The sequence below is a fragment of the Bordetella genomosp. 1 genome, assembly GCF_002261335.1.
GTDB lineage: Bacteria > Pseudomonadota > Gammaproteobacteria > Burkholderiales > Burkholderiaceae_B > Bordetella.
The window spans coordinates 161,437-183,285 of the sequence record NZ_NEVL01000004.1 but is presented as its reverse complement, the minus strand read 5'-3'; the positions used below and the strand labels follow the sequence as shown (position 1 = coordinate 183,285).

General features: G+C 68.8%; 17 protein-coding genes. 8 read left to right on the top strand and 9 right to left on the bottom strand.

What is annotated here, in order from left to right; translation table 11 throughout:
- Positions 1-22: 22 nt before the first annotated feature.
- The 7 genes from CEG14_RS17785 to CEG14_RS17755 form a co-directional block, all read right to left on the bottom strand.
- Positions 23-781, bottom strand: a complete 759-nt coding sequence (locus CEG14_RS17785) for a 3-hydroxyacyl-CoA dehydrogenase (RefSeq protein ID WP_094827755.1) — start codon at positions 779-781, stop codon at positions 23-25.
- 99 nt (positions 782-880) lie between these two features.
- Positions 881-1,537: an adenylate kinase gene (gene adk, locus CEG14_RS17780; protein ID WP_094827754.1), complete on the bottom strand. Its 657-nt coding sequence runs from the start codon at positions 1,535-1,537 to the stop codon at positions 881-883.
- A 93-nt stretch (positions 1,538-1,630) separates the two neighbouring features.
- Entirely contained in the window at positions 1,631-2,395 is a 765-nt protein-coding gene (gene kdsB, locus CEG14_RS17775; protein WP_094827753.1) for a 3-deoxy-manno-octulosonate cytidylyltransferase, read from the bottom strand.
- Positions 2,396-2,455: 60 nt separating this feature from the next.
- Positions 2,456-2,635: a Trm112 family protein gene (locus CEG14_RS17770; protein WP_094827752.1), complete on the bottom strand. Its 180-nt coding sequence runs from the start codon at positions 2,633-2,635 to the stop codon at positions 2,456-2,458.
- 82 nt (positions 2,636-2,717) lie between these two features.
- On the bottom strand, positions 2,718-3,758 hold the full coding sequence (lpxK, locus tag CEG14_RS17765) for a tetraacyldisaccharide 4'-kinase (RefSeq protein WP_094827751.1): 1,041 nt from the start codon (positions 3,756-3,758) through the stop codon (positions 2,718-2,720).
- Positions 3,759-3,760: 2 nt separating this feature from the next.
- The gene (locus CEG14_RS17760; protein ID WP_094827750.1) at positions 3,761-4,177 is read right to left on the bottom strand and encodes an ExbD/TolR family protein; all 417 of its coding nucleotides are present in this window, start codon (positions 4,175-4,177) and stop codon (positions 3,761-3,763) included.
- On the bottom strand, positions 4,174-4,785 hold the full coding sequence (locus CEG14_RS17755) for a MotA/TolQ/ExbB proton channel family protein (protein ID WP_094827749.1): 612 nt from the start codon (positions 4,783-4,785) through the stop codon (positions 4,174-4,176). Before CEG14_RS17755 ends, CEG14_RS17760 begins: the two co-directional genes overlap by 4 nt.
- Before the next feature lie 355 nt (positions 4,786-5,140).
- Between CEG14_RS17755 and xseA the strand changes: the two genes are divergently transcribed.
- The 4 genes from xseA to pcaF all read left to right on the top strand — a co-directional run bounded on the left by xseA (position 5,141) and on the right by pcaF (position 10,157).
- Complete coding sequence (gene xseA / locus CEG14_RS17750; protein ID WP_094827748.1) at positions 5,141-6,508, top strand: exodeoxyribonuclease VII large subunit; 1,368 nt, start codon at positions 5,141-5,143, stop codon at positions 6,506-6,508.
- Between the two features lie 95 nt (positions 6,509-6,603).
- A complete protein-coding gene (sodB, locus tag CEG14_RS17745) occupies positions 6,604-7,182 on the top strand; it encodes a superoxide dismutase [Fe] (protein ID WP_094827747.1) in 579 nt (192 codons plus the stop codon).
- Positions 7,183-7,476: 294 nt separating this feature from the next.
- Complete coding sequence (locus CEG14_RS17740; RefSeq protein ID WP_094828263.1) at positions 7,477-8,787, top strand: chloride channel protein; 1,311 nt, start codon at positions 7,477-7,479, stop codon at positions 8,785-8,787.
- Positions 8,788-8,951: 164 nt separating this feature from the next.
- Complete coding sequence (pcaF, locus tag CEG14_RS17735) at positions 8,952-10,157, top strand: 3-oxoadipyl-CoA thiolase (RefSeq protein WP_094827746.1); 1,206 nt, start codon at positions 8,952-8,954, stop codon at positions 10,155-10,157.
- A gap of 78 nt (positions 10,158-10,235) precedes the next feature.
- Here the strand turns inward: pcaF and CEG14_RS17730 are convergent, their stop codons facing one another.
- Complete coding sequence (locus tag CEG14_RS17730) at positions 10,236-10,688, bottom strand: DUF192 domain-containing protein (RefSeq protein WP_179280631.1); 453 nt, start codon at positions 10,686-10,688, stop codon at positions 10,236-10,238.
- A gap of 433 nt (positions 10,689-11,121) precedes the next feature.
- Entirely contained in the window at positions 11,122-11,364 is a 243-nt protein-coding gene (locus CEG14_RS17725) for a cold-shock protein (protein ID WP_094827744.1), read from the bottom strand.
- A gap of 222 nt (positions 11,365-11,586) precedes the next feature.
- Here CEG14_RS17725 and clpS point away from each other — a divergent pair, with 222 nt between their 5' ends.
- From clpS to clpA, 4 genes are all read left to right on the top strand, one after another.
- A complete protein-coding gene (gene clpS, locus CEG14_RS17720) occupies positions 11,587-11,901 on the top strand; it encodes an ATP-dependent Clp protease adapter ClpS (protein WP_094827743.1) in 315 nt (104 codons plus the stop codon).
- Positions 11,902-12,062: 161 nt separating this feature from the next.
- On the top strand, positions 12,063-17,303 hold the full coding sequence (locus CEG14_RS17715) for an alpha-2-macroglobulin family protein (RefSeq protein WP_256985824.1): 5,241 nt from the start codon (positions 12,063-12,065) through the stop codon (positions 17,301-17,303).
- A complete protein-coding gene (gene pbpC, locus CEG14_RS17710; RefSeq protein WP_094827742.1) occupies positions 17,303-19,477 on the top strand; it encodes a penicillin-binding protein 1C in 2,175 nt (724 codons plus the stop codon). The genes CEG14_RS17715 and pbpC overlap by 1 nt, the downstream gene beginning before the upstream one ends.
- A gap of 55 nt (positions 19,478-19,532) precedes the next feature.
- Positions 19,533-21,842 carry an ATP-dependent Clp protease ATP-binding subunit ClpA gene (gene clpA, locus CEG14_RS17705; protein WP_094827741.1) on the top strand — a complete coding sequence of 770 codons (2,310 nt, stop codon included), beginning with the start codon at positions 19,533-19,535 and terminating at the stop codon, positions 21,840-21,842.
- Positions 21,843-21,849: the final 7 nt, after the last annotated feature.

Sequence of the window (21,849 nt, the reverse complement as noted above, 5' to 3'; positions counted from 1 at the left end):
GGGATCCGGCGCTTCCTGGGGCTTACTTGGGCGGCATGCGGATCGCGCCGTCGAGGCGGATCGTCTCGCCGTTGAGCATGTCGTTGGTGATGATGCTCTGGACCAGCTTGGCGTAGTCTTCCGGGCGGCCCAGGCGGGCGGGGAAGGGAATGCTGGCGGCCAGCGAATCCTGCACTTCCTGGGGCATGCCGAAGATCATCGGCGTGCCGAAGATGCCCGGGGCGATGGTCATGCAGCGGATGCCGGTCTTGGCGAGGTCGCGCGCGATCGGCAGGGTCATGCCGGCCACGCCCGCCTTCGAGGCGGCGTAGGCGGCCTGGCCGATCTGGCCGTCGAAGGCCGCGACCGAGGCGGTGTTGATCATCACGCCGCGCTCGCCGGTGGCTTCGGGCGCGTTGTTGCTCATGGCCTCGGCGGCCAGGCGCATCATGTTGAAGCTGCCGATCAGGTTGATCGACACGACCTTCTGGAACAGCTCCAGCGGGTGCGCGCCGTTCTTCCCGACGATCTTGGCCGCGGGGGCCACGCCGGCGCAGTTGACCAGGCCGAACAGCTTGCCCAGCTCGAGCGCGGCCGCCACGGCGGCACGGCCGTCGGCTTCCTGGGTCACGTCGCAGTGCACGTAGACCTGGCCGAGCTCCTTGGCCAGGGCCTGGCCGGGTTCGTCCTGCAGGTCGGCGATGACGACGCGCGCGCCGTTCTCGACCAGCATGCGGGCGGTGCCCGCGCCCAGACCGGACGCGCCGCCGGTCACGATGAATACCTTGTTCGCGATTTCCATGTCAGATCTTCTCAAACGCAGTTGAATTCATGGCGGCTCCGGCGGCGGTTCCGCGGAGTCGACCGCGGCGGCGCGAGGCGCCGCCGGCCAGGGAGGGGCTCAGCTCTTGAGCGCCTCGAACAGGCGAGCCTTGATTTCCTCGACGGCGCCCACGCCCGAGATCTTGCGATACTGGGGCGCGGCGGCGGCGTCCTGCGCGGCCCAGCCGGAGTAGTAGTCGACCAGCGGGCGGGTCTGCTTCTGGTACACGGCCAGACGGTTGCGCACGGTCTCTTCGCGATCGTCGTCGCGCTGGACCAGCTCTTCGCCGGTGACGTCGTCCTTGCCCTCGACCTTGGGCGGGTTGAAGCGCACGTGGTAGCTGCGGCCGCTGGCCGGGTGCACGCGACGGCCGCTCATGCGCTCGATGATGTCTTCTTCGGGCACGGCGATCTCGACCACGAAGTCGAGCTTGACGTTGGCATTCTTCAGCGCGTCGGCCTGCGGAATGGTGCGCGGGAAGCCGTCGAACAGGTAGCCGTTGGCGCAGTCGGGCTGCTTGAGACGATCCTGGACCAGGCCGATGATGATCTCATCCGAAACCAGACCGCCCGCGTCCATCACCTTCTTGGCTTCGAGACCCAGCGGGGTGCCCGCCTTGACGGCCGCGCGCAGCATGTCGCCGGTCGAGATCTGGGGAATGCCATATTGTTGGGTGATGAAAGCGGCTTGGGTGCCTTTGCCGGCGCCGGGCGGTCCGAGCAGGATGAGACGCATGAGTGCTCCAGAAGGGGATTGGTTTTTTGTAGTCGGGGGCGATTATGCCGCAATGCAGCAGCGCGTGTGGGGCCGCGCCATGAGACATAACCCTTATAACCGATTTGCGTAGAGGGCCCGCACGCGTTCGAGGTCTTCCGGCGTGTCGACGCCGGCCGCCGGAGCGGCCGAGGTGCGCAACACCGCGATGGTGTACCCATGTTCCATCGCACGCAACTGTTCGAGCGATTCATATCGCTCGAGTTGACCCTGCGCAAGCGTGGGGTACTGGCGCAGGAACGCGACCCGATAGGCGTACATGCCGATGTGATGCAGGGCGGGCAGGCCGGGCGCGAGCACGCGTTCGCCGCCGGCCAGCGCATCGCGCGCCCAGGGGATCGGCGCGCGAGAGAAATACAGCGCGCGGTCGGATGCCGAGCACACCACCTTGACCGCGTTCGGGTTGAACAGCGCCTGGGCGTCGGCCAGCGGGCAGGCACAGGTGGCGATGGCCGCCTCGGGCGCGTCGCGCAGGCGCTGGGCCACGGCGTCGATCAGGGCGGGCTCGATCAGGGGCTCGTCGCCCTGGACGTTGACCACGATTTCATCGGGCGCCAGGCCGAGCTGCGCCACCGCCTCGGCCAGCCGGTCGGTGCCGGTGGGATGGTCGGGACGCGTGAGCAGGGCCTCGTAGCCATGCGCGGCGGCCGCGGCACGCACGCGCTCGTCGTCGGTGGCGATGGCCACGCGGCGGGCGCCGGACAGCGCGGCGCGTTCGGCCACGCGCACCACCATGGGCTTGCCGGCGATGTCCGCGAGCGGTTTGTCGGGCAGGCGGGTCGACGCGGTGCGCGCCGGAATCAGGGCGACGAAGCTCAAGGTCCAGGGCTCTGAAAAGGGTGTCGAACGGGAAAAACCGGGGCGCGCGCCCCGGCGCGGTCAGGCGTCGGCGGCGCCGTCGAGCGAACGCGCCTCGTTTTCGAGCATGACGGGGATGCCGTCGCGCACGGGGAACGCCAGGCGATCGGCATGGCAGACCAGCTCGGCCGATTGCCGCTGGAATTCGAGGCGGCCCTTGCACAGCGGGCACACGAGGATGTCGAGAAGGCGGGATTCCATGGCGCGATTTTAGTGGAGAAAAAAGGACGGGCGCACAGGGCGCCGCGGATGGGGCGATGGTACCACCGCGCGGGCGCGCCGCTCAGGCCGCGGGCCGCGGGCGGGCGGCCTGCACCCGTGCGGCGATCCAGTCGAGAAAGCCCGGATCGGAGAATTGCGCCCCGACGTGGACCACCCACAGGCGCGGATCGTCGAACGCAGCGCACTTGATCGCGTCCTTGGCCGTGATGAGGATGGTGTCGGCGGCGAGGTCGACGAAGGGCGAGCGGGCGTAGCCGTAGTGATCCGGCAGCCCGAGCGTGGTGGCCGGGCGCACGCCGGCGGCGGCCAGGGTGGCGAAGAAGCGGGCGGGGTGGCCGATGCCGGCCACGGCCGCCAGACGGGCCGGGTCGACGCGGGCGAAGTCGGCCAGCGTGCGGGCCTCGCCGGTGCCCAGGTGGGTGACCTGGGCGGGCACCAGCCGCATCACCACGCGGCGGGGGCCGGCGGCGTCGGCAGGCGGGGCGTCGGCCTGGGCGTCGTTGATGACGATGGCATCGACCTCGGCCAGCCGCGCGGGCGGTTCGCGCAACGGGCCGGCGGGCAGCATCAGGCCGTTGCCCACGCCGCGCGCGTCCTGCACCACCAGTTCGACGTCGCGCGCCAGCGCCAGGTGCTGCAGGCCGTCGTCGGAGACGATCACGTCGACCTCGGGGTGCGCGGCCAGCAGGGCCGCACCGGCCTGGGCGCGGCGCGGATGCACGGCGATCGGGGCGCCGGTGGCGGCGGCGATCAGGGCGGGCTCGTCGCCGAACGCGGCCGCGTCGAGCCGGCCCTGGCCGACCCGGGGCGCGCCCGCGATCTTCACGCCGTAGCCGCGGCTCACCACGCCGGGGGTGAAGCCGCGCGCGCGCAGGCCTTCCACCAGCGCGATCACGACCGGGGTCTTGCCGGTGCCGCCGACGTAGATGTTGCCCACCACCACCACGGGCACCGGCGCGCGCCAGGCCTCGCGGCGGCCGTCGCGAAAGGCGGCGCGCTTGCGCGCGACCGCGCGGGCGGCCAGGGCGGAAAGCGGGGAGAGCAGGCGCGCGAACCAGCCGCGCCGGGCCCAGTGCCGTGCCAGGAAGGGCGTTGCCGCCATGGTCAGCGGGGCGCCTGGGCGGCGAAGTTGACGCGGCCGATGCCGGCCTGGCGCGCGGCTTCCATGACGTTGACCACGGCCTGGTGCGGGGCCTGGGCGTCGGCGTTGATCACGATGACCGGCGCGGCCTGGGTGCCGGCGGCCGCCCGCAGCGCGCCGGCCATGGCGGCCGGGTCGGCGCCGTCGAGCAGCACGCCGTTGAGCGCATAGTGGCCGTCCTGGCTGACCGCGACTTCCAGCGGCGCCGCCGTCTGGGCCTCGGCGGCGGCCTGGGGCAGGGTGACCTTGAGCTGCGTGTAGCGCGCGAAGGTGGTGCTGGCCGCCAGGAAGATCAGCATGACCAGCAGCACGTCGATGAGCGGAATCAGGTTGATGTCCAGCTCGTCGCCGTCGCGGCCGCGGGCGCCGCGGAAATTCATGGGCGCTCCTGCGCCGGCGCCACCTGGCGCGCGAGGCGCGACGCGGCCAGCTCCATCGCGGCCAGGTAGCCGTCGACGCGGCTGCGCAGATAGCGATGCACGATCATGGCCGGGATGGCGATCAGGATGCCGAAGCCGGTGTTGTACAGCGCCACCGAGATGCCATGGGCGAGCTGGGAGGGGGCGCTCGAGCCGGGGTTGTAGGCGCCGAAGATCTCGATCATGCCGACCACGGTGCCGAACAGGCCCATGAGCGGCGCGACCATCGCGACGGTGCCGATGGCCGGCACGTAGCGGCTCAGGTCGTGCGCCACGGCGCGGCCGGTGTCCTCGACCGCCTCGCGCAGCGTGGCGCGCGGCAGGTGGCGGTGGCGCAGCACCTCGGCCAGGATGCGGCCCAGCGGCGAATTGCGCTCCAGGCGCTGCAGGGCTTCGGGCGTATCCTGGTGATTGCGCAGCATGTCGGCCACCTGCTCGTTGAGCCCGCGCGGCATCACCAGGCTGCGGCGCAGCGACAGCAGGCGTTCGAGGATCAGCGCCAGGCCGATGACGGAGAGGGCAAGCAGGGGCCAGATCGGCCAGCCGGCGTCGCGGATCAGGGTCAGCAAAGAAAGCTCCAGGGGGCGGGACGGGCAGGGCCGGCGGGCGTGGGCGCGCGGGCGGTGTCCAAGGCCGAACTGTAACGGCCGGGCGGGTTGGAGGCAAGCGGGGGACGGATCAACCTATCCACAGAAACTGTGGATAATTCTGTGCAAAACATCCCGGAAACGCGCATCTACACTGGCTCCGGGCTAGGGTGGGCACGAAACGTGCGCAGGCATTTCTCAATATATCGCTTATAGATCAACGGGTTGCACCGATATTCATGGCGCTCGGGGCTGCCGGTGGACCAACCGAGATTTTTTGGTATCATGCGAGCCCGCCAAACCAGGCCTGTGGACATATATCCCCTTCGGAAGCCTCATGACAACTGGATTTGCTGTCACAGATGACGCATTCGCGCGGGAAATCCTGTCGGTTGCCCAGCTGAACCAAGCCGTTTCGCAGTTGTTGGAGCGCAGCGTCCCGGCCCTGTGGGTTCGCGGCGAGATTTCCAACTTCACGCAGGCCGCCTCGGGCCACTGGTATTTCACGCTCAAGGACAGCCGCGCCGCCGTGCGCACGGTGATGTTCCGCAGCCGCGCACAATCGGTCGGATTCGTGCCCCGGGCGGGCGATCAGGTCGAAGTCCGAGCCCGGGTGTCGCTCTACGAGCCCCGCGGTGACTACCAGCTCCAGGCCGACGCCATGCGGCGCGCCGGCATCGGCAACCTCTACGAGACCTTCCTGCGCCTGAAGGAAAAGCTGGCGGCCGAGGGGCTGTTCGATCCGGAGGTCAAGCGCGAGCCGCTGCGGCTGCCGCGTGCCATCGGCGTGATCACGTCCCTGCATGCCGCCGCGCTGCGCGACGTGCTGTCGGCCCTGGCGCGCCGCGCGCCGCAGGTGCCGGTGATCGTCTATCCGGCGCCGGTGCAGGGCGCCGACGCGGCGCCGCGCCTCGCGCTGCAGCTGCAACGGGCCAATGCGCGCAACGAGGTCGACACGCTGCTGCTGGTGCGCGGCGGCGGCAGCATCGAGGATCTCTGGAGCTTCAACGACGAAGACCTGGCGCGCGCGATCGCCACGAGCGCCATTCCGGTGATCTGCGGCGTGGGCCACGAAACCGACTTCACCATTGCCGACTTCGTCGCCGACGTACGGGCGCCCACGCCCACCGCGGCGGCCGAGCTCGCCTGCGTGCCGCGCGAGGACCTGCGCCAGGCCACGCGCCAGGCGGCCCAGCGATTGATGCGCGCGCAACAACGCCGGCTCGACCAGGCCGCCCAGCGGCTCGACCGTGCCGCCGCGCAACTGATTTCCCCGGCGCAGCGGCTCGCCCATCAGCGTGAGCGGCTCAACACCCTGCGCCATCGCCTCGCCGCCGCCGGGCAACGGCCGGCGCAGCAGCGGCAGGCGCGCCTGCAGGTGCTGATGCAGCGCCTCGTCCGCCGCGTGCCCGACACGGCGCGCAGCGTCGAGCGGGTGGAGCGGGTGGCCGCCCGGCTGGCGCGCGTGCAGCGCCAGGGCCTGGAGAGCGCCTCGCAGCGGCTCGCGGCGCTCGGTGCGCACCTGCGCGCGCTCGATCCCGAAAACACCTTGCAACGGGGTTATGCGATCGTGCGCGACGAGCAGGGCGCGATCGTGTCGGATGCCGGCGTGCTGCGCGCCGGCGAGCGGCTGCGCATCGACCTGGCGCGCGGCCAGGCGCAGGCCGAGGTGGTATCGGCCGACGCCGACCGATCCGGCCCTTAACCCCAGCGCAATCGCGGGTTTTAGGGTAGAGGCCGCGCGAACTGCCGATACAATGGTCCGGCTTGATCGTGCACAAACCACAGAAGGAATTGACTATGGCACATACGCTTCCCCCGCTGCCTTACGCGCTCGACGCACTGGCCCCGCACATCTCGAAAGAGACGCTGGAATTCCACTACGGCAAGCACCACCAGACCTACGTCACCAACCTCAACAACCTGATCCCGGGCACCGAGTTCGAAAACGCCTCGCTGGAAGACATCGTCAAGAAGTCGTCGGGCGGCGTGTTCAACAATGCAGCCCAGATCTGGAACCACACGTTCTACTGGCACAGCCTCTCGCCCAACGGCGGCGGCGAGCCCACCGGCGCGCTGGCCGATGCCATCAAGGCCAAGTGGGGCGGCTTCGACGCGTTCAAGGAAGCCTTCAACAAGTCGGCTGCCGGCAACTTCGGTTCGGGCTGGACCTGGCTGGTCAAGAAGGCCGACGGCTCGGTCGACATCGTCAACACCAGCAACGCCGCCACGCCGCTGACGACCGCCGACAAGCCGCTGCTCACCTGTGATGTCTGGGAACACGCCTACTACATCGACTACCGCAACGCCCGTCCCAAGTACCTGGAAAACTTCTGGGCACTGGTGAACTGGGAGTTCGCCGCGAAGAACTTCGCCTGATCCCGGCGTGGATCCCGCACCTGGCCTGGCCGGGTGCAGCAAAGGCCCGGCCCTGCCGGGCCTTTGTCATTGACGCGCCGGGGCGCCGCGGGGCACGATGTCGGACGCCTGCCCGCTTCGTCAGGCGCGCACCGTCGTGCATTAAGGCGCTTGTTACGCGGCCGATGCTACGGTCTTCGGTTTGCCTTCCGGAACTACGCCATGGACCAGCCTGACCGACATGCGGCCCCCGCCGGGCCGCGGCGCGCCTCCGGCATCGCCGCGCGCCGCTATATGCGGCGCAAGACCCGGCAGATGCGGCGCCTGTCGCGCAAGAGCCTGCAGCTCGGCCTGATGCTGGGCGGCGCCGCCCTGGTGGCGCTGGTCTCGCTCGGCTTCGCCGAGCTGGCCGACCTCGCGCTGGGCTGGAACCGGCGCTGGACCCAGGCGCATGGCTGGCTCGCGCTGTTGGTGCTGCCGCCGGCCCTGGTGGTGATCCGCTGGCTGACCCTGCGCTACGCGCCCAACGCCGCGGGCAGCGGCATCCCCCAGGTGATCGCAGGCCTGTCCCTGCCCCCCGGCGGCGCCCAGCGCAGCCTGGTGGCCCTGGGCCAGACGCTCTGGAAGATTCCGCTCACCTTTCTCGCCATGCTGGCCGGCGCGTCGGTCGGGCGCGAGGGGCCGTCGGTGCAGGTGGGGGCGGCAGTGATGCTGGCGTGGGGCGAATTCTGGCGCCGCTGCGGCGTGCGGCTGCGCGGCGTGCACAGCCAGGAGCTGATCGCCGCGGGCGCGGCGGGCGGTCTGGCCGCTGCCTTCAACGCGCCGCTGGCCGGCGTGATCTTCGCCATCGAGGAGCTCGGCCGCGGCGCGGCCTTGCGCTGGCAGCGCCTGGTGCTGATCGGGGTGCTCGCCTGCGGCTTCATGGTGGTCGCGCTGGCGGGCAACAACCCCTATTTCGGCGTGTTCGCCGGCCAGGCCCTGTCGCAGAACATGCTGGGCTGGGTGCTGCTGTGCGGCACCGTCAACGGCGTGCTGGGGGGCGTGTTCGCGCGCCTGCTCGGGCGCGGCGCGGCCGGCGTGGCGCCGTTGCGCCTGCGCGAACGGATCCGCCGTCACCCGCTCTGGACCGCTTTCGCGCTCGGCCTCGTGGTCGCCGCGTTGGGGCTGCTGACCGGTGGTGCGGTCTACGGCACGGGCTACGACACGGCCGCGCGGCTGCTGGGCGGCGAGGGCGGAGCGCCCGTCGGCTTTGGCTTTGCCAAGCTGGCCGCCACCGTCGCCTCGTATTGGGCCGGCATCCCCGGCGGCATCTTCACGCCGGCGCTCACCACCGGGGCCGGCATCGGCGATGCCATCGCCAGCCTGATCGGCGCCGGGATCGACGGGCGGGTGCTGGTGCTGATCTCGATGGCGGCCTTCCTGGCCGCGGCGACGCAGGCGCCGCTGACCGCCTGCGTGGTGGTGATGGAAATGACGGGCAGCCAACCCATGCTGTTCTGGCTCCTGGCCGGTTCGCTGCTCGCCTCGGTCGTGTCGCGGCAATTCTGCCCGCGGCCTTTCTATCATTTCGCGGCGGGGCGCTTTCGCCGCACCGCCCAGCTGGAGGCGGCGCGCGCGGCCGCCTAGCGTGCGCGCCAGGGTGGTGCCGGGGGCACCGCATTGGGGCCGGTTTGTCCAGTGCATAGACAGCGTCCGCTGACCGGACACCGCCGTCCTGCACCAGTCTGGCGCCTGACACGCTGCGGTAACATGCCCCGCATTGTCCGACTTCCCATCTCACCGAGTTAGCCATGACTGTGCATGCCTTCATCTGTGACGCGATCCGTACTCCCTTTGGCCGCTACGGCGGTGCCCTGTCTTCGGTGCGCGCCGACGACCTGGCGGCGATCCCCATCAAGGCGCTGATGGCGCGCAACCCGAACGTGCGCTGGGACGAGCTGGACGACACGATCTTCGGTTGCGCCAACCAGGCCGGCGAAGACAACCGCAACGTGGCCCGCATGGCGACGCTGCTGGCCGGCCTGCCGGTCGACGTCCCCGGTGCCACCGTCAACCGCCTGTGCGGCTCGGGCCTGGACGCCATCGGCACGGCCGCCCGCGCGATCCGCGCCGGCGAAGCCGGCCTGATGCTGGCCGGCGGCGTGGAGAGCATGAGCCGCGCCCCGTTCGTCATGGGCAAGGCCGACTCGGCCTTCTCGCGCAACGCCGCGATCTACGACACCACCATCGGCTGGCGCTTCGTCAACAAGCTGATGAAGGCGCAGTACGGCGTGGATTCCATGCCCGAAACCGCCGAGAACGTGGCCGATGATTTCAAGATCAGCCGCGAAGACCAGGACAAGTTCGCGCTGGCCAGCCAGCAGAAGACGGCCCGGGCCCAGAAAGAAGGCGTGTTCGACGCCGAGATCGTGCCGGTCTCGATCGCGCAGAAGAAGGGCGATCCCGTGATCGTCGGCGTGGACGAGCATCCGCGTGAAACCAGCCTCGAAGCGCTGGCCAAGCTCAAGGGCGTGGTCCGCGAGGGCGGCAGCGTCACCGCCGGCAACGCCTCGGGCGTGAACGACGGCGCCGTGGCGCTGCTGATCGCCGACGAAAAGACCGCCGCCAGCCACGGTCTGGTGCCGCGTGCCCGCGTGATCGGCATGGCCACCGCCGGCGTCGCGCCGCGCATCATGGGCATCGGCCCGGCGCCCGCCACCCGCAAGGTGCTGGCTCAGACCGGCCTCACGCTCGACCAGATGGACGTGATCGAGCTCAACGAGGCGTTCGCCGCCCAGGGTCTCGCCGTGATGCGCGACCTCGGCATCGCCGACAACGATCCGCGCGTCAACCCGAACGGCGGCGCCATCGCGCTGGGTCACCCGCTGGGTGCCAGCGGCGCCCGCCTGGCCACCACCGCGATCAACCAGCTGCACCGCACCGGCGGCCGCTACGCGCTGTGCACCATGTGCATTGGCGTGGGCCAGGGCATCGCGCTGATCGTCGAGCGCGTGTAATCGCCTGCGCCCCGCGGGGGCGCCAAAGAAAAATGCCCGGGGCACGCGCCCCGGGCATTTTTTTGCGCTGCCGGCAGGTTACGGCAGGCCGTCGATCTTCGCGCCGGCCTTCACGCCATGGCGGGCGTACCAGCCCTGGGCCATCTCCAGCGCATAGCGCACCGGCTTGCGCGAGCAGTGCGGGTCGTCGGTCTGCGGCGCCATGTCTTCGATGTTGGTCACGGTGCCGTCGTCGGCGATGAAAGCGATCGACAGCGGCAGCAGCGTGTTGCGCATCCAGAAGCATTGCAGGTCGGGCTGCTCGAACACGAACAGCATGCCCTGGTTGCCCGGCAGCTCGGTGCGGCCCATCAGCCCGATCCGGCGGCGGTCGTCGTTGTCGGCCACCTCGGCCTGGATCACGTGGATGCCGGCGGCCAGTTGCGTGACCGGCAGCCTGGATTGCACGGGCGGCTGGGCCTGGCTGGCGGCGGGCAGCAGGGCGCTGGCGGCGAGCGCGAACGAAAGCAGAAGGGAGCGGGCGGAAGACATGGGATGCGGCATGAGGGCGAAGAGGGCTCGAATGGGAAACGGCCGCGGCGCGCAAGGGGCGCGCATCGCGCCGGCTCGGCCGCGCGCGGGCGGCATACACATGGAACACGCAAAGAACACGAAGACGGCCGCGATCGGCTGCGCTGCGTGCGCCGGGCAGGCGCGCCGCGCGATCGCGGCGGCCTCATTGAACCATATGGCGCACCCGTTGCGGCAGCTGGCGGGGCGCCGTGCAACCGGCTGCAATGTGTTCATACCCGCATTGCGCGTGGCGCGAAGGGCGGGGCCGAACGTAGAATACGGGTTGAGCGGTCCGACGCGGCGGCGGCCCGCCGGCCGCGCCCATGAAAAAGGCGGGGCTCGCGCCCCGCCTCGGATTCACTGATTTGGTACTACCGGTGACTGCCTGCAAGCGCTTGATGCGCCGCGGGGATCAAGCCGACGTAATATTCAAAGCTTGTTTACCCTTGGGGCCCTGGATTATCTCGAATGCGACTTTCTGGCCTTCTTTGAGGGTTTTGAACCCGTTCATCTGGATCGACGAAAAATGCGCGAAGAGATCTTCACCGCCGTCATCCGGCGTAATGAAACCAAAGCCCTTTGCATCGTTGAACCATTTGACGGTGCCCGTCGATTTAGGATTGTCCCCTTGGACAGGTGCGGTCGTATCAGACATGCGGACTGCCTCATTGAATCGTATGTTGGACGAAAGGGCTGTGGCACCGGGCGCCGCCCTTCCGGGTTACGGTTGCGCTAACAACAAGTTGAAAGGCCCCGAATGCGTGGATAATGCGCTCCTTTTCTTTCTGGCGTCAAGTATGGAAACTACGCATTTCTGCATGTAATTTTGCGTAAGTCTCGCCTTTGATTTTGGCCGTTTAAATAGAATACCCGCCCTATGAGTTCTGACTTGGATTCCCAGCATGATGTGGTCGTGGAGAAGCAGCCGGCAAAGACCGCGCCGCCGCCCATGTATCAGGTCGTGCTGTTGAATGACGATTACACCCCCATGGAATTCGTGGTGAAAGTCCTGGAGAAATTCTTCGGTAAAAACCAGGAAGAGGCGACCCGTATCATGTTGCAGGTCCACCATGAGGGCCGGGGTATCTGTGGCGTGTATCCGCGCGATCTGGCGGCTACCCGTATCGCCCAAGTGGCGCAATATGCGCGCGCACGGCAGCATCCGCTGCAGTGCGTAATGGAACCCGTCTGATGCGGCCGCCGGGGCAACCGGCGCCGTCCAGACCTGCTCGACACCGGTCTCATGGCCGGTGGGTTCGCGGCCCAGCGCCCTGAACCACCTGCTCTATAGCAAGACGAACGCGGCGCGAGGGGCGCCGCGTCGGCTGTATGTCTTCACCATAGAGGTGTGCCGTGAGTGGAAAGAACAATAAGACCGCAATTGCGGTCGGTGCGGTGGTGGTCGCTGCGGCGGCCCTGGGGTTGGGATGGTGGTTCGGACAGCAGAAGTCCGAACCCGCACCGGGAGCGGGAGCGCCGGCGGTGTCGACGCCGGCGAGCGCGCCCGCCGCGGGCCAGGCCGCGTCTGGCGGCGCCAAGCCGGATGCCGCGCCTGCCGCGCAGGCCAATATCGGCAAGCCCGACCCGTTCGCGGTGCTTTCCTGCCAGGCGCGCCAGTTCAACGACACGCTCGCGCTGGCCGTGACCTTCACGCAGCCGCTCGATCGCAAGACGACGCTCAACGAATTCGTGCAGGTGGTCGACAGCGGCGCCGCCAAGGCCAACCCCGACGACGCGCCGGCCAAGGCCGCCGGCGCCTCGAACCAGCCCGGCAACGTGCGTGCCGGCGACACCCTGCCCAAGGGCAAGGCGGTCGAGGGCAGCTGGGTGATCGGCGACAACCCGCGGGTGGCGTACTTCCCCTACGTGCAGCCCCTGCGCAACTACGCCGTGCGCGTGGCCGGCAATCTGGCCGCCAACGATGCCAAGCTCGGCGAGACGATCCTGTGCGACGTGCCGACCGAAGCCATGCCGCCGTCATTCTTCTTCGCCAGCCGCGGCGTGGTGCTGCCGGCCGGCCAGAACGGCGGCCTGCCGGTGACCACGGTCAACATGCCCGAAGTCGACGTGCAGTTCCTGCGCGTCGAACCGCAGCGCGTGCCGGAATTCTTCGACACCGTGCTCGGCGTCGGCCGCAACACCAGCAGCGCCAGCGACGATGACGGCGATGAGGGGGGCGAATACGACAGCGAAGACGAGTGGCGCTATTCCGACAACCGCAGCCTCAAGGGCCTGGTCAGCAACTGGGACCTCGACCGCCTGAACAAGCTCACCTCGAGCGTGTACCAGGGCCGCTTCGTCACCGACGACAAGCCCAACCGCCGTCACGTGACCTTCCTGCCCGTCGAGACCATCAAGGAACTGCAGGAGCCCGGCATCTATGTGGCGGTGATGAGCCAGCCCGGCCGCTTCCGCTATGAATACCAGGTCACGTATTTCTATGTGAGCGACATCGGCCTGCACGCGCGCCGCTATCCGGACCGCACCGAGGCCTATGTCGTCTCGCTCAAGAGCGGCGAGCAGCAGAACGGCGTGCAGGTGGAGCTCGTGGACGCCAACGGCAAGGCGCTGGCCAAGGCCACCTCCGACGCCGGCGGCCACGTGCGCTTCGACGGCGACCACGGCAACGCGCGCGTGCTGCGCGCGCTGCGCGGCAAGGAAATGACTGTGCTGGCGCTGGGCGAGCCCGCGCTGGACCTGTCCGAGTTCGACATCGGCGGTCATCCGTCGCGCAACAACAACCTGTTCGTCTACGCCGGCCGCAACCTGTATCGCCCGGGCGAGAGCTTCCACGTGTCGGTGCTGCCGCGCGATCCGGATGGCCGCCCGCTGAAGGCCGCGCCGCTGACCGCCACCATCAAGCGCCCGGACGGCCGCGTGGTGCGCAGCACGCTGTGGCAGTCCGCGAAGGACAACCCCAACTACATCGAGCAGGCGATCGATCTGCCGGCCGATGCGCAGACCGGCACCTGGATGCTGGAACTGCGTGTCGACCCGGCCTCGCGCCTGGCCGATGCCTCGTGGAAATTCCAGGTCGAGGAGTTCCTGCCCGAACGCATGAAGCTCACGCTCGAGTCCGACCAGCCGGTGCTGGGCGCCGACGAGCAGTGGAACATCGACGTGCAGGGCGACTATCTGTACGGCGCGCCGGCCGCGGGCAACCGCCTGCTGTCGAGCCTGCAGCTCAAGCGCGACCGCCAGCCGCTGGCCAAGCAATGGCCCGGCTTCATCTTCGGCGACTCCGACGATGACACCCGCCGCGCGTTCCAGGAACTGCCGGAAGCCGAACTCGACGAGAAGGGTCACGCCACGCTGGACGTGGATCCGCTCACCTCGGGCGTGCGTTCGCCCATGAAGGTGCGCGTGTCGGCCAGCCTGCTGGAATCGGGCGGCCGCCCGGTGGTGCGCTCGATCGAGCGCAGCGTCTGGCCCGCCGACATCCTGATCGGCGTGCGTCCGCTGTTCGACAACGACGTGGCGCGCGAAGGCGCGGTCGCCGGGTTCGAGCTGCTGCGCGCCAACAACAAGGGCGAGGCCGTGCCGGTGAAGGGCGCGCAACTGCGCCTGTTCCGCGAGTCGCGCCAGTATTACTGGCGCTTCGACGACCAGCGCGGCTGGCACAGCGGCTACACCGAGATCGAGGAGCTGCTGGACTCGCGCGTGCTCGACGTGGGCGAGCGCACGCCGCTGTCGCTGCCGGTCAAGTATGGCCGCTACCGCCTGGAAGTGAGCGATCCCGATACCGGCGAGACGCTGCGCTACCGCTTCTACGCCGGCTGGGGCGCGCAGGATGCCGATGCGATGGGCAATCGTCCCGACCGCGTCCAGATGAAGCTCTCCGACGTGCCGGCCAAGCCGGGCGGCTCGGTCAAGCTCACGCTCACGCCGCCGCACGACGGCCAGGCCCTCGTCACGGTCGAAGGCGACCGCATGCTGTGGTCGAAGTGGGTGGCCGTGAAGGCCGCCGGCAGCGAGATCGAGATCCCGGTCGACGCCAGCTGGAAGCGCCATGATCTGTATGTCTCGGCCACCGTGTTCCGGCCGGGCAGCCAGGGCGACCGCGTCACGCCGGCGCGCGCGCTGGGCCTGGTGTACCTGCCCATCGAAAGCGCAGACCGCCAGCTGAAGGTGTCGATCACGGCCCCGGCCAAGACCGAGCCCGAACAGAAGGTGCCGGTCAAGGTGAAGGTCGAGGGCGCGCGCGCCAAGACCGCGCACGTCACGCTGTCCGCAGTCGACGTGGGCATTCTCAACATCAATCAGTACCCGACGCCCGATCCGCTCGACTTCTATTTCGGCAAGCATCGCTATGCGCCCGAGCTGCTCGACATGTACGGCAAGCTGATCGAGAAGATGGACGGCACGCAGGGCAAGCTGAAGTGGGGCGGCGACGCCGCCATGCGCGGCGACAGCCGCAGCCTGCCCAAGAAGGTCAAGCTGGTGGACCTGTTCTCCGGCGTGGTCAAGCTCAATGACCAGGGCGAGGCCGAGATTCCGCTCGACCTGCCCGACTTCAACGGCACGCTGCGCCTGATGGCCGTGGCCTTCACCGACGAGCAGTACGGCAACGCCGAGGCCGAGATGGTCGTGGCCGCGCCGATCGTGGCCGAGCTCAACACGCCGCGCTTCATCACACCGGGCGACCAGGCCGCGGTGGCGCTCGACCTGACCAACCTGAGCGGCGCGCCGCAGAAGATCACGGTCAAGCTGCAGGCGCTCGATCCGCTCGCCATCGCCGACAGCACCCGTACCGTCACGCTGAAGGACAAGCAGCGCACCACGCTGCGCTTCGTCGCCACCACCACCGGCTCCTATGGCCTGGGCCTCATGCGCCTGACCGTGGACGGCGAGGGCGGCAGCAAGCCGGTGCACATCGTGCGCGAGTCGGTGCTGCAGGTGCAGCCCGCCTACGCCGCCGAGCGCCGCGTGCGCCGCGTGCGCCTGAATCCGGGCGAGACCTGGAACGCGCCGACCGACTGGACCACCGGCTACTTCCCGGATTCGGTCACGATGTCGATGACGCTGTCGAACCGTCCGCCGATCAACGTCAATCGCATGGTCGAGGGCCTGCTCAACTACCCGTACGGCTGCACCGAGCAGACCATCAGCAGCGCCATGCCGTGGGTCGTGATGGACGAGACCAACGCCAAGCGCTTCGGCCTGAAGGTGTACTCCGTCGAAGAGCGCCAGAAGCGCGTGGACGCCGCGATGGCGCGCCTGTCGGGCATGCGCAATGCCAATGGCGCCTACTCGCTGTGGGGCGGTGGCACCTCGGCGCGCGATACTTGGCTCACCGCTTATGCGGTGGGATTCATGCAGGATGCGCGCGACGCCGGATTCAGCGTGCCCGATTCCGGCATCGAGCGTCCGCGCAGCTGGTTGCTTGAGCAACTGCAGCAGACCTCGCGCAACTTCGGCACCTGGTCGGCCAATCAGCGCCAGGCGGTCGAGACCGGCCGCTACGACGGCGTCAACGTCGAGGTGCTGCGCGAGGATCATCGCCGCTTCGCCGGGCTCGCCACCGCCGCCCTGGTGCTGGCGCGCGACGGCAAGGCGCCGCTGTCCACCGTGCGCCAGCTCTACGACAACTACCAGGACCGCGTGCGCTCGCCGCTGCCCCTGGTGCAACTGGCCGTGGCGTTCAAGCTGCTGGGCGACGAAGGCCGCATGAAGACCGCGCTGACGCAGGCCATGTCGCGTCCGTACGGTTTTGCCCGCCGCAACACCTCGTATGACGATTGGCTCGGCGACTACGGCAGCGCGGTGCGCGACTATGCGCTGTCGTATGCGCTGATCAACCAGTACGGCCTGACCGGCGTGGACCCGGCGCCGCTGCTCGACCAGCTCAATGGCCGCCTCGGCAGCCGCAGCTATCTGTCGACGCAGGAGCAGATGTCGCTGGTGCTGGCGGCCAAGGCCATCGGCGGCGACCGCGGCACGCCGTGGGAAGCCATGATCCAGAGCGGCGCGGCCGGCGTGCGCAATCTCTCCGGCAAGTCCGACCTGACCGTTCCGGTCACGCGCGACGAGGCGGGCCTGCTGCAGCTGCGCAACAACGGCAGCCAGTCGCTGTTCGTCGAGTTCGACGTGCAGGGCACGCCGATGGCGGCACCCGCGCCGCGCAGCGACACCATCCGCGTGCGTCGCGGCTGGTACTACCCGGACGGCCGTCCGTGGGATGGCGGCACGCTGCAGACCGGCGACATGCTGGTGGTGTGGATCCAGGCAGATGCCAATCAGTACATCCCGGATGCGCTGATCGTCGACCGCGTGCCGGCCGGCATCGAGGTGGAAAACCTCAACCTGTCGCAAAGCCCGGACATGCGCGAGTGGCAGATCGGCAAGGTGCGGGTGGCGGACGCCATGGCCAACGCCAATCTCAAGCATCGCGAGTTCCGCGACGACCGCTACGTGGCCGCCGCCACGCTGGGTCGTGGCAAGGTCGATATCTTCTATATGGCGCGCGTAGTGAGCCCGGGCCGTTACAGCGTCCCGGCCACCGTCGCCGAAGACATGTATCGCCCCGAGATCCGCGGTGTGGGTGAGCAATGGAGCACGGTCGAGATCCGCGATCGGGGCGCGAAGCGTCCGTAATGCCGCAACCGGCTTCCAGGCGGCGCCTGCGCCGCCTGGCGGTCTGGACGCTTTCCGTGTTGGGCGTGGCCGCGGCCGCGCTCTGGCTGGCCGACACGCTGGACCCGCTGCCGCCGTTCGGCGAGGGCGGGGCCCGCGTGGTGGTGGCCGAAGACGGCACGCCGCTGCGCAACTATCCCAGCCGCGACGGCGTGTGGCGCTATCCGGTCAGGCCCGACCAGGTCTCGCCGCGCTATCTCGAAACCCTGCTGACCTACGAGGACCGCTGGTTCTACTGGCATCCCGGCGTCAATCCGGCCGCGATGGCGCGCGCCGGCTGGCAGTGGGTGGCGCACGGCCGCATCGTGTCGGGCGGCTCCACGCTCACCATGCAGGTGGCGCGCATGCTCGACCCCGAGCTGTCGGGCCAGCCCTCGCGCAATCTGCCCGCCAAGTGGCGCCAGGTCTGGCGCGCGATCCAGCTCGAGATGCATTACAGCAAGGACGAGATCCTCTCCTTGTATCTCAGCCATGCGCCCATGGGCGGCATCGTCGAGGGCGTGGAAATGGGCTCGCGCCTGTGGCTGGGCAAGCCGGCCTCCGACCTGAGCGATGCCGAGGCCGCGCTGCTGACCGCCTTGCCGCAGGCGCCCTCGCGCCTGCGCCCCGACCGTCATCCGCAGGCCGCGGCCGCCGCGCGCGACAAGGTGCTCGCGCGCATGGCCGAACGCGGCGTCTGGACGCCCGAGCGCGTGGCCGATGCCCGCATCGAGAACGTGGTGGCGCCGCCGCTGCGCGCGCGCTGGCTGGCGCCGCTGGCGGCCCAGCGGCTGCTGGCGCAGGCCCCGCGCGGACAGCGCGACGTGGTGGTGTCCACGCTGGACGCCGACCTGCAGGCTACCGTCGAGCGCATGCTCGAAGACCGGGTCGATGCCTTGCCGCCCAAGGTGTCGATGGCCGTGCTGGTGATGGACAACGACACGCTCGAGATCAAGGCCTACGCCGGCTCGGCGGATTTCTCCGATGCCAGCCGCTATGCCCACGTCGATATGGTGCGCGGGGTGCGCTCGCCCGGTTCCACGCTCAAGCCTTTTTTGTATGCGCTGGCACTCGACGACGGCCTGATCCATTCCGAGAGCCTGCTGCTGGACACGCCGATGTCGTTCGGCGGCTATGCGCCCGGCAATTTCCAGGCCGCATTCTCCGGCCCGGTGAGCGTGGCGCAGGCCTTACAGCGCTCGCTCAACGTGCCCGCGGTGGACCTGCTGGACCGTGTCGGACCCGTGCGATTCGCATCGGTTATGCTGGGGGCCGGCGTGCGCTTGCGCATGCCGCCGGGGTCCGCACCCAACCTGAGCTTGATTTTGGGCGGGGGCGGCACCACATTGGAAGAGTTGGTGGGCGCCTACCGCGCCCTCGCCCGCGACGGGCTGGCCGGCGTGCCGCGATTGTCGCCGCGCGAGCCTCGCATCGAAACCCGCGCCATGAGCGCGGGCGCTGCCTGGATCGTGCGCGATATCCTCGAGGCCGGCGGCCATCCCGATCGTCCCATGTACCAATCCGGCGCGCCCGGTCGCCAGCTGGCCTGGAAAACAGGCACCAGCTTCGGTTTTCGCGACGCCTGGTCGGTCGGAGTGACGGATCATTGGACCATCGGCGTGTGGGTCGGCCGGCCCGATGGCACCCCCAATCCGGGTTTCTTCGGCGCCAACGTCGCCGCGCCGTTGTTACAGGACATCGTGTCGGCGCTGCCGACCGGGGCGCCGCGCCCGCGGGTGCGGCCCGACTCGGTCAAGGCGGTGACCACCTGCTGGCCGCTGGGTTGGCGCCTGGGCAATACGCCCGATGGCACCTGCCCGCAGCAGCGCGCGGCGTGGGCCCTGAACGACACCGTGCCGCCCTCGTTTCCGGGTTATGCCGACACGTCGAAAGGGCCTTTGCGGATCGAGGGCGTGGCGCAGGGATCGATCCTGCGGCCGGTGCCGGGCAGCCAGGAAGTCGGCATCGACGTGGGCGTGCAGGGGGCGTCGGGGCAGGTATGGTGGTTGCTGGATGGCAAGTTGTACGGGCAGGCGGGGGCCGACGCGAAGCAGACCCTGGCATTGACTCGAAACGGTCGGCATGCGCTGACCGTGATGGATGCGCAGGGTCGTTATGCCGGTCTCGAATTTGAAATCGCTGGCGTTACGCCCTGATCAGCATAGAATATGAATCGTGTACCAGACCGCTTCGGTGCGTTACGGAGGAAGCGTGATTTCCCAAGAGCTTGAAGTCAGCCTGCATATGGCATTTGTCGAGGCCCGCTCGGCCCGGCATGAATTCATTACCGTCGAGCATCTGCTGCTGTCGTTGCTTGACAACGCCTCGGCGGTTGAAGTGCTGCGCGCCTGCGCCGCCAATCTGGATGACTTGCGCCGTAACCTGCGTCAGTTCGTGACCGAGAATACCCCGGTCATCCCGAGCGGCGCCGAAGTCGATACGCAGCCCACGCTCGGTTTCCAGCGCGTCATTCAGCGCGCGATCATGCATGTGTCGGCTGGCGGCACGGGCAAGAAGCCCGTCACCGGGGCCAACGTCCTGGTCGCCATCTTCGGCGAGAAAGACTCCCATGCCGTGTACTACCTGCAACAGCAGGGCGTCACGCGCCTGGATGTGGTCAATTTCCTGTCGCATGGCATCACCAAGCAGCCGCAGGAGGAGTCCTCCGCCGTGCAGAAAGAGCAGCAAGCCAGCAGCGAAGAGCAGGGCGAGTCGCGCCAGTCGCCGCTCGACCAGTACGCCACCGATCTCAATGCCGCCGCACTGGCGGGTCGCATCGATCCGCTGATCGGCCGCGAGCACGAGGTCGAGCGGGTGATCCAGGTGTTGTGCCGCCGCCGTAAAAACAACCCGCTGTTGGTCGGCGAGGCGGGCGTCGGCAAGACCGCCATCGCCGAGGGCCTGGCCTGGCGCATCACGCGCGGCGAGGTGCCCGAGATCCTGCAGTCGGCCCAGGTGTTCGCGCTCGACATGGGCGCGCTGCTGGCCGGCACCAAATACCGCGGCGACTTCGAACAGCGCCTGAAGGGCGTGCTCAAGCAGATCCGCGGCAATCCCGATGCGATCCTGTTCATCGACGAGATCCACACGCTGATCGGCGCCGGTTCGGCCTCGGGCGGCACGCTCGACGCGTCCAACCTGCTCAAGCCGGCCCTGTCCTCGGGCCAGCTCAAGTGCATCGGCGCCACCACCTACACCGAATACCGTGGCGTGTTCGAGAAGGATCACGCGCTGAGCCGTCGCTTCCAGAAGATCGACGTGCCCGAGCCCTCGGTCGAGCAGACCGTGCAGATCCTGCGCGGCCTCAAGAGCCGCTTCGAAGAGCACCACAACGTCCGCTACTCGGCCGCGGCCCTGTCGGCCGCCGCCGAGCTGTCGGCACGCTACATCAACGATCGCCATCTGCCCGACAAGGCCATCGACGTGATCGACGAGGCCGGGGCCGCACAGCGCCTGCTGCCGCGCTCGCGCCAGAAGAAGGTGATCGGCAAGGGCGAGATCGAGCACATCGTGTCCAAGATCGCGCGCATCCCGCCGGCCTCCGTGTCGAACGACGATCGCAGCAAGCTGGCCACGCTCGACCGCGACCTCAAGACCGTCGTGTTCGGCCAGGACCAGGCCATCGAGGCGCTCGCCGCGTCGATCAAGATGGCGCGTTCCGGCCTGGGCAAGCCCGACAAGCCGATCGGCGCCTTCCTGTTCTCCGGTCCCACCGGCGTCGGCAAGACCGAGGTCGCGCGCCAGCTCGCCTTCACGCTCGGCGTGGAGCTGCTGCGCTTCGACATGTCCGAATACATGGAGCGCCATGCCGTCTCGCGCCTGATCGGCGCGCCGCCGGGATACGTGGGCTTCGACCAGGGCGGGCTCCTCACCGAGGCCATCACCAAGCAGCCGCACTGCGTGCTGCTGCTCGATGAAATCGAAAAGGCGCACCCGGATATCTTCAATATCCTGCTGCAGGTCATGGACCACGGCACGCTCACCGACAACAACGGCCGCAAGGCGGACTTCCGCAACGTCATCCTCATCATGACGACCAATGCGGGCGCCGAAACGCTCAACCGTCCGTCGATCGGGTTCGCCAACAGCCGCAGCACCGGCGATGAAATGGCCGAGATCCGGCGCATGTTCACGCCGGAGTTCCGCAACCGTCTCGACGCGATCATTCCGTTCGCGCCGCTGACGCGCGACATCATCCTGCGGGTGGTCGACAAGTTCCTCATGCAGCTCGAAGACCAGCTGCACGAGCGCCGCGTCGATGCCGTGTTCACGGAAGGCCTGCGCGACTTCCTCGCGAAAAACGGCTTCGATCCGCTGATGGGTGCGCGGCCGATGCAGCGCCTGATCCAGGACACCATCCGCCGCGCGCTGGCCGACGAGCTGCTGTTCGGCAAGCTGGCCGATGGCGGCAACGTCACCGTCGACCTCGACGACGAGGGCAAGGTGGTGCTGAGCTTCGACACGCCGGACAAGGCGGCGCCGAAGGCGTCCGACAAGCCGGAAGTCGAACTGGTCGATTGAACCGGGC